The organism is Croceicoccus esteveae, assembly GCF_031846435.1.
GTDB lineage: Bacteria > Pseudomonadota > Alphaproteobacteria > Sphingomonadales > Sphingomonadaceae > Croceicoccus > Croceicoccus esteveae.
Window position 1 is genome coordinate 387,849 of record NZ_JAVRHS010000001.1, and the last position, 15,610, is coordinate 403,458.

20 protein-coding genes and 1 pseudogene are annotated in these 15,610 nt (G+C 61.6%); 17 read left to right on the forward strand and 4 right to left on the reverse strand.

Annotated features, from left to right (window positions below; translation table 11 throughout):
• The first annotated feature begins 54 nt into the window (after positions 1–54).
• The 9 genes from RM533_RS01830 (at position 55) to RM533_RS01870 (ending at position 6,112) form a co-directional block, all read left to right on the forward strand.
• Entirely contained in the window at positions 55–375 is a 321-nt protein-coding gene (locus RM533_RS01830) for a phosphoribosyl-ATP diphosphatase (protein WP_311339477.1), read from the forward strand.
• Positions 372–758 (forward strand): HIT domain-containing protein, encoded by a 387-nt coding sequence (locus RM533_RS01835; protein WP_311339478.1) that lies wholly within the window; start codon positions 372–374, stop codon positions 756–758. Before RM533_RS01830 ends, RM533_RS01835 begins: the two co-directional genes overlap by 4 nt.
• 130 nt (positions 759–888) lie before the next feature.
• Complete coding sequence (locus RM533_RS01840; protein WP_311339479.1) at positions 889–1,350, forward strand: YbgC/FadM family acyl-CoA thioesterase; 462 nt, start codon at positions 889–891, stop codon at positions 1,348–1,350.
• 6 nt (positions 1,351–1,356) lie between these two features.
• Complete coding sequence (tolQ, locus tag RM533_RS01845) at positions 1,357–2,064, forward strand: protein TolQ (protein WP_311339480.1); 708 nt, start codon at positions 1,357–1,359, stop codon at positions 2,062–2,064.
• Positions 2,065–2,092: 28 nt separating this feature from the next.
• Positions 2,093–2,518, forward strand: a complete 426-nt coding sequence (locus RM533_RS01850; RefSeq protein WP_311339481.1) for an ExbD/TolR family protein — start codon at positions 2,093–2,095, stop codon at positions 2,516–2,518.
• 14 nt (positions 2,519–2,532) lie between these two features.
• On the forward strand, positions 2,533–3,492 hold the full coding sequence (locus RM533_RS01855; RefSeq protein ID WP_311339482.1) for a hypothetical protein: 960 nt from the start codon (positions 2,533–2,535) through the stop codon (positions 3,490–3,492).
• A 1-nt stretch (position 3,493) separates the two neighbouring features.
• Positions 3,494–4,843 (forward strand): Tol-Pal system beta propeller repeat protein TolB, encoded by a 1,350-nt coding sequence (gene tolB / locus RM533_RS01860; protein WP_432265003.1) that lies wholly within the window; start codon positions 3,494–3,496, stop codon positions 4,841–4,843.
• Between the two features lie 141 nt (positions 4,844–4,984).
• Entirely contained in the window at positions 4,985–5,530 is a 546-nt protein-coding gene (gene pal / locus RM533_RS01865) for a peptidoglycan-associated lipoprotein Pal (protein WP_311339483.1), read from the forward strand.
• Between the two features lie 42 nt (positions 5,531–5,572).
• Complete coding sequence (locus RM533_RS01870; RefSeq protein ID WP_311339484.1) at positions 5,573–6,112, forward strand: J domain-containing protein; 540 nt, start codon at positions 5,573–5,575, stop codon at positions 6,110–6,112.
• A gap of 104 nt (positions 6,113–6,216) precedes the next feature.
• Here RM533_RS01870 and RM533_RS01875 read toward each other — a convergent pair whose 3' ends face one another.
• The 3 genes from RM533_RS01875 to pdeM all read right to left on the reverse strand — a co-directional run bounded on the left by RM533_RS01875 (position 6,217) and on the right by pdeM (position 9,300).
• Positions 6,217–7,536: a cystathionine gamma-synthase family protein gene (locus RM533_RS01875; RefSeq protein ID WP_311339485.1), complete on the reverse strand. Its 1,320-nt coding sequence runs from the start codon at positions 7,534–7,536 to the stop codon at positions 6,217–6,219.
• A gap of 262 nt (positions 7,537–7,798) precedes the next feature.
• Positions 7,799–8,317: a translation initiation factor IF-3 gene (gene infC, locus RM533_RS01880; RefSeq protein WP_311339486.1), complete on the reverse strand. Its 519-nt coding sequence runs from the start codon at positions 8,315–8,317 to the stop codon at positions 7,799–7,801.
• Between the two features lie 242 nt (positions 8,318–8,559).
• Positions 8,560–9,300, reverse strand: coding sequence for a ligase-associated DNA damage response endonuclease PdeM (pdeM, locus tag RM533_RS01885; protein ID WP_311339487.1), 741 nt, complete (start codon positions 9,298–9,300; stop codon positions 8,560–8,562).
• Positions 9,301–9,348: 48 nt separating this feature from the next.
• On the opposite strand from pdeM, the gene hemF reads away from it, so the two are divergent.
• The 3 genes from hemF to RM533_RS01900 all read left to right on the forward strand — a co-directional run bounded on the left by hemF (position 9,349) and on the right by RM533_RS01900 (position 12,086).
• Positions 9,349–10,218 carry an oxygen-dependent coproporphyrinogen oxidase gene (gene hemF / locus RM533_RS01890; RefSeq protein WP_311339488.1) on the forward strand — a complete coding sequence of 290 codons (870 nt, stop codon included), beginning with the start codon at positions 9,349–9,351 and terminating at the stop codon, positions 10,216–10,218.
• Between the two features lie 88 nt (positions 10,219–10,306).
• Positions 10,307–11,137, forward strand: coding sequence for an SDR family NAD(P)-dependent oxidoreductase (locus tag RM533_RS01895; RefSeq protein ID WP_311339489.1), 831 nt, complete (start codon positions 10,307–10,309; stop codon positions 11,135–11,137).
• A gap of 49 nt (positions 11,138–11,186) precedes the next feature.
• Entirely contained in the window at positions 11,187–12,086 is a 900-nt protein-coding gene (locus RM533_RS01900) for an NAD-dependent epimerase/dehydratase family protein (protein ID WP_311339490.1), read from the forward strand.
• A gap of 89 nt (positions 12,087–12,175) precedes the next feature.
• Here the strand turns inward: RM533_RS01900 and RM533_RS01905 are convergent, their stop codons facing one another.
• Positions 12,176–12,865, reverse strand: coding sequence for a nuclear transport factor 2 family protein (locus tag RM533_RS01905; RefSeq protein WP_311339491.1), 690 nt, complete (start codon positions 12,863–12,865; stop codon positions 12,176–12,178).
• On the opposite strand from RM533_RS01905, the gene RM533_RS01910 reads away from it, so the two are divergent.
• The 5 genes and pseudogenes from RM533_RS01910 (at position 12,864) to RM533_RS01930 (ending at position 15,566) form a co-directional block, all read left to right on the forward strand.
• Positions 12,864–13,628 (forward strand): SDR family NAD(P)-dependent oxidoreductase, encoded by a 765-nt coding sequence (locus RM533_RS01910; protein ID WP_311339492.1) that lies wholly within the window; start codon positions 12,864–12,866, stop codon positions 13,626–13,628. The genes RM533_RS01905 and RM533_RS01910 overlap by 2 nt on opposite strands.
• A gap of 79 nt (positions 13,629–13,707) precedes the next feature.
• Positions 13,708–13,845 carry a hypothetical protein gene (locus tag RM533_RS01915; RefSeq protein ID WP_311339493.1) on the forward strand — a complete coding sequence of 46 codons (138 nt, stop codon included), beginning with the start codon at positions 13,708–13,710 and terminating at the stop codon, positions 13,843–13,845.
• Positions 13,846–14,002: 157 nt separating this feature from the next.
• Complete coding sequence (locus tag RM533_RS01920) at positions 14,003–14,170, forward strand: hypothetical protein (RefSeq protein ID WP_311339494.1); 168 nt, start codon at positions 14,003–14,005, stop codon at positions 14,168–14,170.
• A 216-nt stretch (positions 14,171–14,386) separates the two neighbouring features.
• Positions 14,387–14,818 (forward strand): annotated as a pseudogene (locus tag RM533_RS01925) (NnrS family protein).
• A 10-nt stretch (positions 14,819–14,828) separates the two neighbouring features.
• The gene (locus RM533_RS01930; RefSeq protein ID WP_311339495.1) at positions 14,829–15,566 is read left to right on the forward strand and encodes a Crp/Fnr family transcriptional regulator; all 738 of its coding nucleotides are present in this window, start codon (positions 14,829–14,831) and stop codon (positions 15,564–15,566) included.
• Positions 15,567–15,610: the final 44 nt, after the last annotated feature.

Here is a 15,610-nt window from a genome sequence, read left to right on the forward strand (position 1 = left end):
CTTTGCTGTGGGCGCCATTGCTTTTGCCGGAAAGGCGCGCCAATGCACGAAGCCATGGCCGACGATCTCCTGATACGCCTGTCCGATACCATCGCCAGCCGCAGGGGAACCGATCCTGCCGCAAGCTATGTTGCCCGGCTGATGTCCATACCTGAGCTGCCTGCACGCAAGCTGGGCGAAGAAGCGGTGGAAACGGTCATCGCAGCTCTGGCCGGATCGGACGAGGAACTGGTCGCAGAAGCGGCGGATCTGGTCTTTCACCTGTGCGTATTGCTCGCGGCCCGCGGATTGCATGTGACCGATGTGCTTGAAGAACTGTCCCGGCGCGAAGGCATCTCCGGCATTGCTGAAAAAGCCGCAAGGACACCTGCATGACACCTGTCGATCCGGCCGCTCCCTATGACACGCAGAACGTCTTCGCCAGGATCCTGAGGGGCGACCTGCCGTGTGACAAGGTGTATGAGGATGATTGGGCGTTTGCCTTCAACGACATCGCACCTGTCGCGCAAAAGCATGTGCTGGTCCTGCCCAAAGGCGCTTATGTGAGCTGGGACGATTTCAGCGCGCGCGCCAGTGATGACGAGATTGCGGGCTTTGTGCGTGCGGTCGGCACTGTTGCCCGGCAGCTCGATCTGGTGGAGCCGGGATACCGCATGATCTGCAACATTGGCGCCGACGGTGGGCAGATGGTGCCGCATCTGCATGTGCATCTTGTTGGCGGAAGAATGCTGGGCGCGATGGTTGCGCCTGCAGGATAGCCGGTAATACTGCCGTCCGCAGTCGCCGGGCCACAGGTCCGGTATGGATCAAGAGCAGCGCGCATGGCCTACGATGGTGCTTGCCGCCTGTTTGCCCGCCGGATATGGCCTGCCGGTCATGGAAACCTGCTTGCCGCAACCTCTCTCCGGAATGATTCGCGATCAGGTGCATCATTATGCCCTGCGGGTTTTTTTCGAAGATACCGATCTTTCGGCCGTGGTTTACCATGCCAATTACCTGCGCTGGTTCGAGCGTGCACGGTCTGACCTGCTAGACCTCTTGGGCATTGACCAACGCGCGAGCTTCGAGGCTGGCGAGGGGGCGTATGTCATCAGCGACCTGTCCATTCGCTATGCAGCCTCCGCCCGGCTGGGTGACACCATCATGCTTGAGACAACCGCACAGAACGTCAGCGCAACTTCCTGCCGGCTGGTGCAGCGTGCATTGCGCGATGCAACGCTGATTGCGCAGATGACGATCCGGGTCGTCTTTGTCGGCCCCGACGGTCGACCGCGCCGACAACCCGATGCCTGGGTTGACGCATATCGCCAATTTGCAAAGATTGCCGGGCCTGTCCCGGATAGAGGCTGAACATTGATGAGTTTTTCCATACTTGCGGCTGCTACGGCTGTTCCTGCCGCTCCGACCCGGCTCGACCCGCTGACGCTTTTCCTCGAAGCCGATATCGTGGTGCAGCTGGTCATGGCCGGATTGCTGCTCGCCTCAGTCTGGGTTTGGGCGATCATCGTCTCGTTCATCATGAAGATGAAGCGCCTGAACGAGCAGAACCGGCATTTCGAAAAATCCTTCTGGCGGTCCGACGATCTGGAAGCGCTCGTCGGCGCCGAAGGCAAGTCGGTGCCATCAGGGCGGGTCGCTGCCGCAGCGCTTGGCGAGTGGCGGCGCTCGACGCGCAACGGCGTCGCCGATCGTGACGGGCTGCGCCAGCGCCTGGCATCGGCGCTGGATGCGGCCGTGACCCATGAAAGCGATCAGCTGGCAGTGCAGCTCAATTTCCTTGCAACAGTCGGCTCCGTGGCCCCGTTCGTCGGCCTGTTCGGCACGGTATGGGGCATCATGAACAGCTTTTTCCAGATCGGTGCACAGTCGAACACAAGCCTTGCCGTGGTAGCGCCAGGTATTTCGGAAGCCTTGTTTGCGACCGCCATCGGCCTGTTTGCGGCAATTCCGGCGGTGATTGCCTACAACCGCTTTTCCTTTCGCGTTAACGGCTTTGAAAACCGGCTTTACCGCTTTGCGGACCGGTTCCATGCGTCGCTGAGCCGGGAACTGGAAGCGGAGTGAACTTGCAATGAGGACGTCCAGCGCAGGCATGACACGCGGGCGGCGTGGACGTGGCGGGCGTGCACCCATGGCGGAGATCAACGTCACGCCGATGGTGGACGTCATGCTGGTGCTGCTCATCATCTTCATGGTCGCCGCGCCCTTGCTGATGGCGGGCGTTCCGGTCGAACTGCCCGACAGCCAGGCAGAAGCACTTCCCGACGAGGACACGCCGCTGGTTGTCTCCCTTGATGCAGACGGGCGCATTTTCATCGATGAGGAGCGGATCCCCGCGGGTGCCTTTTCCGAACGCCTGACGCTTCTTTCTACCGGCAGCGGCGAAACGTCGCCTGTGGTCCTTCGTGCCGATCGTGCGCTGGACTATGGCCGGGTCGTTGCGGTCATGGGCGCTCTCAACAATGCAGGTTTCCGGCAGATTTCCTTGGTCACCAACGGTTCAGCGGAAAGCCCGTAGGCACTCTGTCAGACATGCAAAGGCTTTCACCTGCTCCCCCGGATCGGGAACGTGCACCGTTCGGGCAAGAGGAACGCTGGGGACTGGGCGTCGCCATTGCAGCACATGTGGCGTTGTTCGCCGCGCTGATGGTGACGGACAAGGATCCGGCGGCCGTGCCGATCCCCGAACGGATCACGGTTACCGTATCAGAAACAATTGCACTGGAATCGGTGTCGCCCAATCCCATGGCCAATCCGGCGCCGTCTGTTGCTGAACAGACAGGTGCACCAAGCCCGCCACAACCCGCGCCTGAACCGCAACCGGCACCTGAGCCGCAACCTGTCGCACGGCCTGCGCCCTCGCCCACGCCGCAGGTGCAGCCCCAGCGCCAGCCTCGCCGACAGCCACCACGCCAGCAGCCCCAGCCAGAAGCGCAACCGGAGCCCCAGCCCAAGCCAAGGCCGCAAGCGCGACCCCAAGCGCGACCCAAGGCACCGGCACAGCCAACCGGGCCGGCACAGCGAACGGAGCAGGCGCCCGCACAGGCCGAGGCAAAGCCCCAGGCACGGTCTGCGCCAACGACGGCGGCGCCGGCACGCGGCAGCAGGCTTGGCCGCGACTTTCTCGCCGGCACCGGCGGCAGCGGGAGCGATGCCGATCAACCTGCACAACGTGCCGGACCGCTCACCGCCGCTGCGCTGTCTTCGGCCATTGCGCGTCAGCTCAAGCCACACTGGACCGCGCCCCAGGGGGTGGACAGCGAAAAGCTGGTGACGGTGCTTGCATGGGAAATGAACCGCGACGGAAGCCTGAAAGGCCGGCCGCGCGTGGTGTCGCAGTCGGGCGTGACTGACGCCAACGCCGCGCAGAAAGACCGGCACGCCGAGATCGCCGTGCGAGCCGTGCAGCTTGCCGCACCTTTTGATCTGCCGGATGAGTTTTTTGACAATTGGAAGCGCGTCGACGCGTTCCGCTTCGATCGGAGATTGTAGGATGCTGAGATCAGCCATGTTTGCTGCCGCGGCCGTCGCTGCGCTGTCATTTGCCCCGGTAATGGCGCAGGAGGCACCTGCCGGCGGTCTGACCGGATCGGTTTCGGATGAAAGCGAATGGCAAGATCTGGGCATCGCCATTCCCGCCTTTCCCACCAGCGCCAATGTCGCGACCCCGGCCTCGCCCCGCAATACAGAAGCGCTGGGCCGCGAACTGGCCCGTATCATTACCGCCGATCTGAAAAACAATGGGCTGTTCCGGCCGGTCGGGCCGGACGCGCTGCCGTCGATCGCCTTTTCCGAAGCGACCGCCCCGCAGTTTGGCAGGTGGGCCCCGCTTGGCGCCGAAATGCTGGTGCAGGGCTTCGTACGGGCAGCGCCAGACGATCAGCTGACGGTTGGCTGCTACCTTTATGATGTGGCGCTGCAACAGGAAATGGTTCGCGAAGGCTATGTCGTCGCGCCTGCCGATTGGCGCCGGGCCGCGCATAAATGCGCCGACATGGTCTACTCCCGGCTGTCAGGCGAAAGCCCGTTCTTCGACAGCCGGATTGCCTATATCGCCGAAACCGGACCCAAGGGAAACCGGATGAAGCGGCTTGCCATCATGGATTCCGATGGCGCTAACCACAGCTTCATCACCAGCGGGTCCACCACGGCGCTCACGCCGCGCTACTCCCCTGATTATTCGAAGATTGCCTATCTCTCCTATACCGACGGCAATCCGCGCATTTACGTTTATGACGTGAACACCAAGACGCAGACACTTGTCACGCAAAGCAGCAATCCTACCTTTGCTCCACGCTGGTCACCTGACGGACAGTACATCCTCTATTCCATGGCCGTGAGCGGCAATACCGATATCTACCGCGTGCCGGCAACAGGAGGGCAGCCGGTGCGGTTGACCGATACGCCTGGCATCGACATCGGCGGATCATATTCACCTGACGGCAGGCAGATCGTGTTTGAAAGCGACCGGTCAGGCGGTCAGCAACTCTATTTGATGAACGCCGATGGTACCGGGCAGCGCCGCATCAGCTTCTTTGGCGGGCGTTCGGCAACGCCGGAATGGAGCCCGCGCGGCGACCAGATCGCCTTTACGCACATGGGCGGCAATTTCCGGATCGCCACGATGAGCCCGTCGGGTGGCGGTTTGCGCTTCCTTACCGACGCGTGGCAGGATGAAGCACCGACGTGGAGCCCCAATGGCCGGATCGTGCAGTTCTTCAGGACGGCGCGCGGCAGTGGCAAGTCGCAATTGTGGCAGGTCGATCTGACAGGCAAGAACCTGCGCCAGTTGCAGACACCAGTCGATGCCTCTGATCCGTCATGGGGTCCGGTGCTGCCCTGAAAGGGTATTCTACTCTGCCGTGGGCAAGCTGCGTGACAATTTGCGCATAGCGTTGCAAGGTTGCACAATTGGGCAAGACAGCCCCGCGGATCTTGGATAGCATCGCGGCGTTGTGGTGGAATTGAACAGGAGGAATTGCCAATGCTTAGGAACATCCATGTGGGTCGAACCCGCACTGCCGTCTCGCGAATCGCTGTGTTGGCGATGGGTACTTTGGCACTTGCTGCCTGCAAGACTACACCCGATGAACTTCCGCCAGAGCCGGTTGCTCCGCCAACGCAAGGATCGGGTGGCATGAATACCGGCGCAGGGGCTGCCGTCGTTCCGGGCAGCCAGGCCGATTTCATCGCTTCAGTCGCGTCGGATCGGGTGTTCTTCGACACCGACGAGTACAACGTCGATACCACTGATCAAGGCATCCTGCGCAGCCAGGCGCAGTGGTTGATGCAATATCCCAACAAGCAGGTCACCATCGAAGGCCATGCCGACGAACGCGGCACGCGCGAATACAACCTTGCACTAGGCGAGCGGCGGGCCAATGCCACCAGGAACTTCCTGGTCAGCCTCGGCATACCGGCCACACGCATTAATACGGTCAGCTATGGCAAGGAGCGTCCGGTAGCCATGGGATCGGACCCGCAGGCCTGGGCACAGAACCGCCGCGCGGTCACTGTTACGGTGCAATAGGAAGGGTCGCTTTCTGATCGCGATTTGGCTATCGGCTGAGCCATGGCCAGATCGCGACAATCCAATGACTGGGGCTTTCCTCGCTGGCGCGGCTACGAAGCTGGACGCGAGGCGCAGAATGTGCGGCTTTGCGATCGGGTCGGCTGCGAAGCGGTCGGTGATTGCCCCGCGCCCAAATCCCCGAACAGTCCGGAACGCTGGTTTTTCTGCCAGACGCATGCCGGAGAATATAACCGCGGGTGGGATTATTTCGCTGGTCTGAACAAGGAAGAGGCCGCAGCGCGCGCTGCCGATGAACGACGCGACAATTCAGGCTACAGCGAATCGGCGCATTACAGCTGGGCAGGATCGGGCGATGGCACCCGCAGCGCGGACGAGATGCGCGCCTTGGAAGTGCTCGGGCTGGAGGTCGACGTCGATTTTGCCGCGATCAAGAAAGCATGGCGGGTGCGCGCCAAGGAAGTCCATCCTGACGTGAAGCCCGGCGACAAGGATGCCGCCAAGGAATTTCACCGCCTTCAGCTTGCCTATGATGTGCTGCGCAATGCCGAGGACCGGCGGCAGTGGCGGCCGGGCAGCTAATCGTCAGCTAGGTTGGCAAGCAGCGGGCGGGCAGGCTCGGAAGATCCAAGACTGTCCCGCCGCTGCTGGTTGAATTGCTGATGCAAACCAGCGTCCTGGCCTGATCAGACCTGTGCCAGCGCCTGGTCGAAATCGGCAATCAGATCATCTGCATCTTCAATGCCGATGGAGATCCGCACCAGATTGTCAGTGATGCCAAGCCGCGCCTTGCGATCGTCGGGTACGGACAGATGCGTCATGGCGGCCGGATGGCTCGCCAGTGTTTCTGTTCCGCCAAGACTGACGGCGAGCTTAGCTATCTTCAGCGTATCAAGAAAAGCGAAACTTTCCTTCTCACCGCCCTTGATGAACAGCGAAAAAGTGGAACCCGCTCCGGTGCAATGCCGGTCGTAGATATCCTTCTGGGATGGGTCGGCAATCAGGCCGAGATAGCCCAGACCCGCCACCTTTGGATGATCCTTGAGAAACGCACAGACCCGCGCGGCATTCTCGCCTGCGCGGGACATGCGCAATTCCACCGTTTCCAGACTGCGGAGCAGCATCCAGGCCGTGTTCGGGTCGCAAATGGTGCCCATGGTGTTGCGAAGGGCGCGGATCGGATCCATCAGGCTTTTTGCGCCCGACAGACCGCCTGCGACCAGATCGGAGTGGCCACCGATATACTTCGTCAGCGAGTAGATGACGATGTCCGCGCCGTGGTGCAGCGGTTGCTGCCATAAGGGTCCAAGAAACGTGTTGTCGATGGCGATCGGCGGCCGCTCATCCTCGCCGAAGGCTGCGTCACGCAGATCGGCAACAGCCTCGATATCGACCAGGGCATTCGTCGGATTTGCCGGGCTTTCCAGATAGATAAGCGCCAGCTTGCCGCCGTGTTCCTGCGCCAGGTCGCGGGCCTGCTGCAGCGCTTGTGCCATGTCGTCACGGCTTGCGCCGGCGGCGAAGTCGACATAACGAACGCCATAACGCGACATCACCTTGGCGATGAAACCCTCGGTTGCGGCGTAAAGCGGCCCGGAATGCAGAATAACATCACCGGCACTGCACGAGGCGAGCAGCAGGGTTGCGATAGCCGACATCCCCGATGAGAACACCAGGCTTTCCTCGGCCCCGTCCCAGATCGCAAGGCGGTCTTCGAGAATTTCCTGATTGGGGCCGTTGAAGCGGGAATAGACCAGACCTTCGGCACCGCCGGATCGTTTTCCGGTCAGCTGTTCGAAATGTTGCTTGCCAGCCTGGGCACTTTCGAATGCAAAGGTGGAGGTAAGGAAAATCGGTGGCTTGAGCGCACCTTCAGAAAGGATCGGATCAAAACCGTGCCCCATCATCGCGGTGGTCGGGCTGATCGGCCGGCCGCCGATTGTATCAAGCGACTGCTTGGGTTTGCGGCGCGGAGTGGAGGTATCGGGATGTGACGTGTCGGTCATGAAAGAAGTCCTGCTTTACATGCGCCTGCTGCAGATAGCCACAAAAGCATGTTTCATTTGCAACCTTAACCAGTGGCGAACACGGGAGCAAGGCAGCACGCCGGGCCAGCGCTTATGCTCTGCTGAACAGCTTCCTGTCGCAACACAATGAAACTTCTGCTGGCGTCGAGAGGCTGCAGGATACAGCGGCGCCTTATGTCTGCCGGGTTGATGCCGCTCGGAACATTACCTGCAGGCAAGGTGCAGCGCCGCTTTTGCCCCGTTACTTGGGTGCCAGCACCATGAGCATCTGACGGCCTTCGAGGCGAGGATATGCTTCCACCTTGGCTACTTCGACAACGTCTGCCTGCACACGCTTGAGAAGATCCATGCCCAGTTCCTGATGCGCCATTTCACGGCCGCGGAACCGCAGCGTCAGTTTCACCTTGTCCCCGTTATCCAGAAACTTTGTCACATTGCGCATCTTCACATCATAATCATGATCGTCGATGTTCGGACGCATCTTGATCTCTTTGAGTTCCTGCGTCCTTTGCGTCTTGCGCTGCGCATTGGCCTTCTTCTGCGCTTCGTAGCGGAACTTGCCAACATCGAGGAACTTGCACACTGGCGGATCGGCGTTAGGCGAGACCTCGACCAGGTCCAGGCCATCCTGCGCAGCGCGCTCGATCGCTTCGCGTGTGTACATCACGCCCAGATTTTCGCCTTCGCCGTCAATGACGCGGACCTTGTCAACCTGGATCATGTTGTTGAAACGCGGTCCGCTTTTGACCGGCGGTTGCAATGAGCGGCGGGGTGGGCGTGCTATGGGGTCTTCTCCTGAAGTTGCTTCGTTAAAACGGATGAACCGGACGCGATTGCCCGGAGATGCTGTGCGCTTAGCGGCAAAAACGTCTGTCGCAAAGACAACAAACGCATCTGCTCAGTTCAAATCAAATATAGAGGCGCAAGCGGCCTTGCACAAGCTGGCTGCCAGCCTTGATCATCCGGTTCCGCTTGCCGCGCTTGCCAGGCGCTTCGCAAACGTCAGGCAACCTGCTGCCCGGCGCGGCGTTCTGCCTGCCACAGTGGGAAATCGAGCAGCCGGTCCGCCACGGGGACCTTTGCAGCGATCCGGCAGGCAGGCTGCATCGCCTTCATGATGGTCTTGTCACCTGCGTCCATGCCGGCAGTCAACGATCCGAACGCCGGCAGGATCATCCGGCCGGTCGCGGTGTCGCTGTCGGACTGGCTCATCACCACGCAAGGCCGGACGATCCGCCGCTCCCGCACCTTGATCTGCAATCGGGGATGGTAGTGACCTGACAGCTCCACCCTGGTCTCTCCCGGCTTTGCCTGATGGCGCAGCAGCGCGCCGCCAACCTCCAGTTCGTCAACCTCGGTCCCGCCGGGCGCATCGATCCTGCCATGCCCAGCCGGGCTGTGCGCTTCATCATGATTGCCCGTTATCCACACCCAGTCCACGGCGCGGGTCAGCGCATCAAGCATCCCGCGCGCATGCGGCTCAAGCCGTTGCGGCCCGTTGGCATCGTGGAAATTGTCTCCAAGCGTATACACCCGACGCGCCCCCGTCATCCGTAATGCCTGCGCCACACGTTCGAGCGTTTCCCGGCTGTCATAAGGAGGCAGCATCTGCCCGGTGCCCGCAAAGAAACTCGCTTTTTCCAGATGGAGATCGGCGACGACGAGCGCGTTTTCCCGGGGCCAGAACAACGCGCGCATTGCCACCAGCCGCCATTCCTGATTTGCGAACGAAAAGGGAACCATGCGAACGCTATTGCCGCAGCAGGCAGGGTTTGGCAAGTCGCTCTCCCTATGGAAGAAAAGAACGACTGGTCCGAACAAAGCATCGCTGCCCGCCACTGGTTCGAAAACCTGCGCGACAGGATCTGCGCTGCCTTTAAAGCCATCGAGCAGGAGGCGGGCAGTGATGCCCGCTTCATGCGCACGGCGTGGCAACGCGACACCGAAGATGGTGAACAGGAAGGCGGCGGCGGCGTCCGCGCAGTGATGAAGGGGCAGGTGTTCGAGAAGGTCGGGGTAAACGTGTCGACCGTGCACGGATCATTCCGGCCGGAATTTGCCGCCACCATCAACGGCGCCAGCGCCGAGCATCCGCAATTTACTGCAACCGGCATCAGTCTGGTTGCGCATATGGCCAATCCGCATGTCCCTGCGGTGCACATGAATACGCGCTTCCTCACGACACAGAACGCCTGGTTTGGCGGCGGGGCCGATCTTAACCCGCCGATCCCCGACGCGCGTGACACCGAGCATTTCCACGCCACGTTGAAAGCGGCGTGCGATCGGCATGACAAAGGGTTTTACCCACGCTTCAAGGAGTGGGCGGACAGCTATTTCTACATCCCCCACCGCGGTGTCCATCGCGGTGTCGGCGGCATTTTCTACGATCATCTGGAATGCACGGACGAAGCAGCCTTCAACGCAAACTTCGCTTTTACCCGAGATGTGGGAGAGGCGTTCCTCGCCGCATTTCCGCCGATCGTGCGCAGGCGCATGGGGCAGGAATGGTCAGAAGCCGACCGGCGACAGATGCTGGAATGGCGTGGTCGTTATGCCGAGTTCAACCTGGTTTACGATCGCGGCACCCTGTTCGGCCTCAAGACGGGCGGCAACATCGATGCAATCTTGATGAGCCTGCCGCCACTGGCCCGCTGGGACTGACCTCGGGTGCAGCACGCCGCGCGCACGCTTGCCCGATCTGCGCAAACATGCGACCGTCCTCGCTACGCATAACAAGAGGAGAGCTTGTATGACAAAGGCATTTGCCGGCAAGAAGGTGCTGATCACCGGCGGAGGTGTCGGTATCGGCCGCGCCACTGCCGAAGCATTCAGAGACGAAGGCGCGCAGGTCGCCATCATCGAAAAGGATGCAGATCGACTCGCCGAAGCGCGCACTGCGCTCGGCGACGCGGCATTGTGCATTTCAGGCGATGTGACGAAGCAGGCCGATGTCGCAGCCGCCATGCAGCAGATCTCCGACAGCTGGGGCGCAGTGGACGTGCTGGTGAACAACGTGGGCGATTCGCTTGGCGTGTGGAAGCCGCACGAAGCCATGTCGGATGAAGACATCGACAAGGTTCTTACCGTCAATCTGACGCAGGTGCTGTCCGTCACCCGCAGCGCCATTCCGCTGCTGCGCAAGGCTGGACCGGGCGGCGCCATCGTCACGGTGTCGTCCATCGAAGGCTTCAGAGGCATTCCCAATCTCGCGGTCTATGCCGCGGGCAAGGCCGGGCTGACCGGTTTTACGCAAAGCCTCGCGCTGGAACTTGGTCCCGAAGGCATCAGGGTCAACCAGATTGCACCTGAAACGACCGAAACGCCGCAGGTTCCGGTCAGCGTCGCGATCGGCAAGGAACATCAGCATCATATCCCGCGCTGGATCCCGCTGGGCCGGTTTGGCCAGCCTGGCGATTGCGCGGATGCGATCCTGTTCCTGGCGAGCGACAAGGCGCAGTGGATCACTGGCAGCACCATTCACGTCGATGGCGGCGCGCTGGCGGCGGCAGGATGGTATCGCGACCAGAACAACACCTGGACAAACGTGCCGGTCATCACCGGCAACGGCCTGAACCTGTGACAACGACAAGAGCAGCCGCAGGTGCGGTGCAGTACAAAGGATCGATGGCATGAAAATTCTGGTAGTCGGCGGAGCCGGCATGATTGGCGGCGATGCTGCCTTGCATCTGGCCGCACAGGGGCATGATGTCACGATCGCGGGTCGAACCCCGCCTGTGGCCGACACCCCGCTGGCGCAATTGCCGTTCGAGCGCGTGGATTACGTGAAAGGCGAGTACAACCGCCATGCGCTGCGCGGCTTTGATGCGCTGGTCTTTACCGCCGGCAATGACGTGCGCCATATCCCCGAAGGACAGGGGGCGGATTACTGGAAGGAGGCGAACAGCAAGGGGATCCCGCGCTTTTTCGAAGCGGCTAAGGCCGCCGGCATCAAGGTCGCGATCAATGTGGGAAGCTATTACCCGCAAGTGGCGCCGCAATTGGTGGCGACGAACCCTTACGTGGAATCGCGCAAGCTGTCTGATGATGGGGTCACTGCGCTGTCAGACGAAAATTTTCGCGCCATGAGCATCAATGCGCCCTTCGTGCTGGGCCATGTACCCGGCCTCGATCTGCCGATGTTTGCCGCCTATGTGCAATATGCCGAAGGCAAGATGGCCCCGATGCCCGATTTCGCTCCCCCCGGAGGCACCAACTTCATATCGACCAGATCGCTCGCCACTGCGATCGAAGGTGCGCTCAAGAACGGGGAGGGCGGCGCGTCCTACCTTGTTGGCGATCAGAACATGACGTTTCAGGATTATTTCGGCACGCTGTTCGAAGCAGTGGGCCGCGAGAAGCCGCCGGTGCGCGATGAGGAGCACCCGCTGCTGCCCGATAGTGCGATCTTCTGGGGCAGGGGCGGTGATCTTTATTATGATCCGCCAGCCGATGTGGTGGAGCGGTTGGGTTACCGCCGCAATGATGTCGTGCGTGCCTTGCAGGAAATCGCGGCCAATTACGCAAGCTGATTGGCAAACGCTGGTCTCGAAATCCGGGTGGCGGGCTCATGGCCTGCCACCCGGTGCGGACCGGAGACCTGCCGGACCCGTTCTAAAGCTTAACTGGTCTCGGGATCACCTGCCAGCAGCGCCCGCGCTGCCGGATCTCCATCGAGCAGTCGGTTGTCGCGGTGCTGCACGCGCCAGCCTGCGTCTGTTCGCACCAGAGCCCAGCGATTGGCACTGACCCGCCATGCGGCAAATCCATCTGCCTGGTGGCGAAAGACGATGCTGAGACCTGTAGCGCTGGCGCTGTCGCCATCCAGCACGATCTTTACCGGTCCGAGCAAATGTGCAGCCCCGCTGCCGATGAGGTCGTGATGCCCGGCACTGTCGAGGATCGTTTCTACCGCTGCACGCCCGCTATGCAGGCCCATGCCGCCCACTGCATAGCTGCCGTCATCTGTCCACATGTCGGCAGCCCCCGCAGCGTTGCCGCTATCCACCAGCGGTCCGTAACCGGCGATCAGATTGCGGATTTCCTCCCGATCCTCGAGCGCCTGCATCCGGGTCAGCAGCGGTTGCAGATCACCACTTTCCGCCCGATTGCCAAAAGAATTTGGGTCAGCCATGCACAGTCCTCCCAGCGGCGTAGCGCACGCCATGGCAATTATCATGGCTTGACTGTCTGCCTTGTCAATCCGGTCGATCGGTCGCGCTGCGCAATTCACAAGCGACTGGATCAAGAGCCGGGCACGTCCTACACCGGCCACGACCGCTACCGACAAGGCGGCAGGAGGAGAGAGCATGATGCAAGGACGCTATGAGGGCAAAACAGCGCTGGTCACCGGCGCGGCGGCCGGAATCGGTGCTGCTACGGCAAGGCGGCTGGCTGCCGAAGGCGCCATGCTGGCGCTTGCCGATCGCGATCAGGAGGGTCTTGCCGCCATTGCCGACGCGCTGGAGGCAGGTGGCCGCCGCCCGCTGGTCCTGCCGTTTGACGCCGCCGATGCCGCATCGTGCGAACAGATGGTGGGCGCTGCCGTGGACGCGCTGCCGCAACTTGACCTGGTGTGCAACATTGCCGGCATTCAGCGCTGGTCACATTTTGCCGACCTGCCCACCGCGTCCTGGCGTGAAGTCCTGGCGATCAACCTTGATGCGCCGTTCATCATCTGCCGCGGTGCAATTGCCGCATTGCTCAAGACCAAGGGGTGCATCATCAATATGGCATCGGCGGCCGGGCAGATCGGGATTGCCTATACAGCGCATTACTGCGCGTCCAAGGCCGGGCTGATCGGGCTGACCAAATCCATTGCGGTCGAACATGCCGCAGCCGGCGTGCGCGCCATTGCCGTAGCGCCGGGTGCGGTGCGGGCCGGCGCAGCCTCCAGCGTGCTGCCCGACGGCGTGGATTATGCGCTCATCCAGCGGCTTTTTCCCAAGTTGAACGGCGGCGAGTCGAGCGAACCGGAAGAAATAGCCGGCGCGGTTGCGTGGCTTGGCAGCGAGGAAGCGCGTTTTGTGACAGGAACAGTCTTCGAGATCGATGGTGGGCAGCTGGCTGGCTGATCCGATCCGAACTGCTTTGTGCGCCGGATCAACGTCAACCAAGGGGTTGTACGTGCAAGGGCAATTGTGTTGCCATGGCGTGACCCATGACGACCAATGCAGAGCGGTTGGCATTGCGGCGCACCAAAATCGAGAACGCGCCTGCCGTGCTGACGAGCGGATTCGCGTGTTCTTTCTCGGTGTGGCGGTGTGGGTGATTGTTACCATCGTGATCTGACTTGCGATTCTGTTCGGCTGGGTGCCTGCTGATAGGCTTGCAGACCCGATGGACAAGGTGGCTGCCCATCGCGCGCCTGCCGCTTGCCGCTTTGTTCGGCCTGTGGTCCGCAGGGCGGCTGGTCCCGCTGCTGACGGGGCAGCAGGCATGACTGTCGATGCTTGTGGACCTCGTCTTCTACCTGTGTCTTGTCGGGTTCCTGGCGCGCGAGATCGTCCTTGCAAGGACTCGTGATCTGCCGACGGCGTTGGCCATTGTCCTGTTCGGGATTGCCGCAGATGGTTTGGCGACAGCGGGCTGGTTTGCCCGCGCGTCACAGGGCTGACAAACCGGTGGATGGCCTAGTGGGCTGGGGTGACAGCGATGATGATTGCGCTGATCGGGGGCGGATCGTGCCCAGCTTCATGCGCAACTGACTTGCCAGACCGGACGCGGCAGAGTTCCTGCCGGGGCAGCCTGATCGGTTTGACCGCCTTGTGCTGGTAATCACCGCTGCCGAGCTTGTCTCCTGTGTACTGTTTGCGACAGCGGCGCTGACCGGTTGGTTGCTGTGATATGCGTGGGTCATGGCTGGTTGGGCATCGGGCCTGGTCTGCCGGGTGCTGCTGTGCTGGATTCGCTTCCGCCTGTCGCTGCCCTGCATGCCTTGGGCGCAGGTGCGGCGGCCACCATGATCCTGGCGGTAATCACAAGGGCGACGCTGTGTCACACCTGACGCGAACTCCATGCCGGTGCTGCGACGATGGCGCTTGACATCCTCGTGACAATTGCTGCGGCAGCACGGGTGGCGACTGCGTCTGGCTTTGGCGACCACTCGCTTCTGCTGGGCATTGCAGGCATTGCGTGGGCCGGTGCCTTCGTGCTGTTTCTGGTACGCTACGGACCGATGCTGTTGGCCGCGTGCGGATGGAACTCCTCTGCCCAGATCGGCAACGGGCGATATACGGCTGGCGTTTTCGCAATTGCCTCCTAATTGAGAGTCAATGAATGCCATTGTCCCTCCATTGTCCGGCATGGCCTGTGATGCATGCGCGATCCGCAACCGGGCAATCTGTGCCGATCTTCGGGCAGACGAGCTCGATATTCTAAACCGCCTTGGCCGCCGTCGCCGACTCAGAGGCGGAGAGCAATTGTTGTGGGAGGGGGAGGAAGCGGTCCTGGTCGCCAATGTGGTCGACGGCGTTCTCAAGCTCTCCACGCAGACCGGCGATGGCAAGGAGCAGATCCTGGGGCTTGCCTACCACTCGGATTTTCTCGGCCGGCCGTTTGGCGAGACGACACCTTACGGCGTGGAAGCGTTGACCGATGCGACCGTATGCGTTTTTCAGCAGCGCGACTTCGATCAGTTTGCCCGCACGCATCCGCGCCTTGAGCATAAATTGCTTGAACGCACGCTTGCCGAACTTGACCGCACGCGGCGGTGGATGCTCCTTCTGGGCCGGATGAATGCCGAACAGAAACTCGCGCATTTTCTGCTGGAACTGGCGGACAGCCTGGATCAAACGTGCAGCAAGACGCAAGACGCGCACGTGGCTTTCAACCTGCCCTTGTCGCGCCAGCAGATCGCGGATGTCCTTGGTCTGACCATAGAAACCGTGAGCCGGCAGCTTACGCGGATGCGCAAGGAAGGGCTCATCGATCTTCCTGCCCGGCGCAAGGTCACGATCCTCCAGCATCGGGCGCTGGAGGATCGGGCCGGCATGGCGGTTCAAAACGGGTAGGCAACGCCCGCGCTTACCACCCAAGGGTTCAGCTTGTGCTCTGT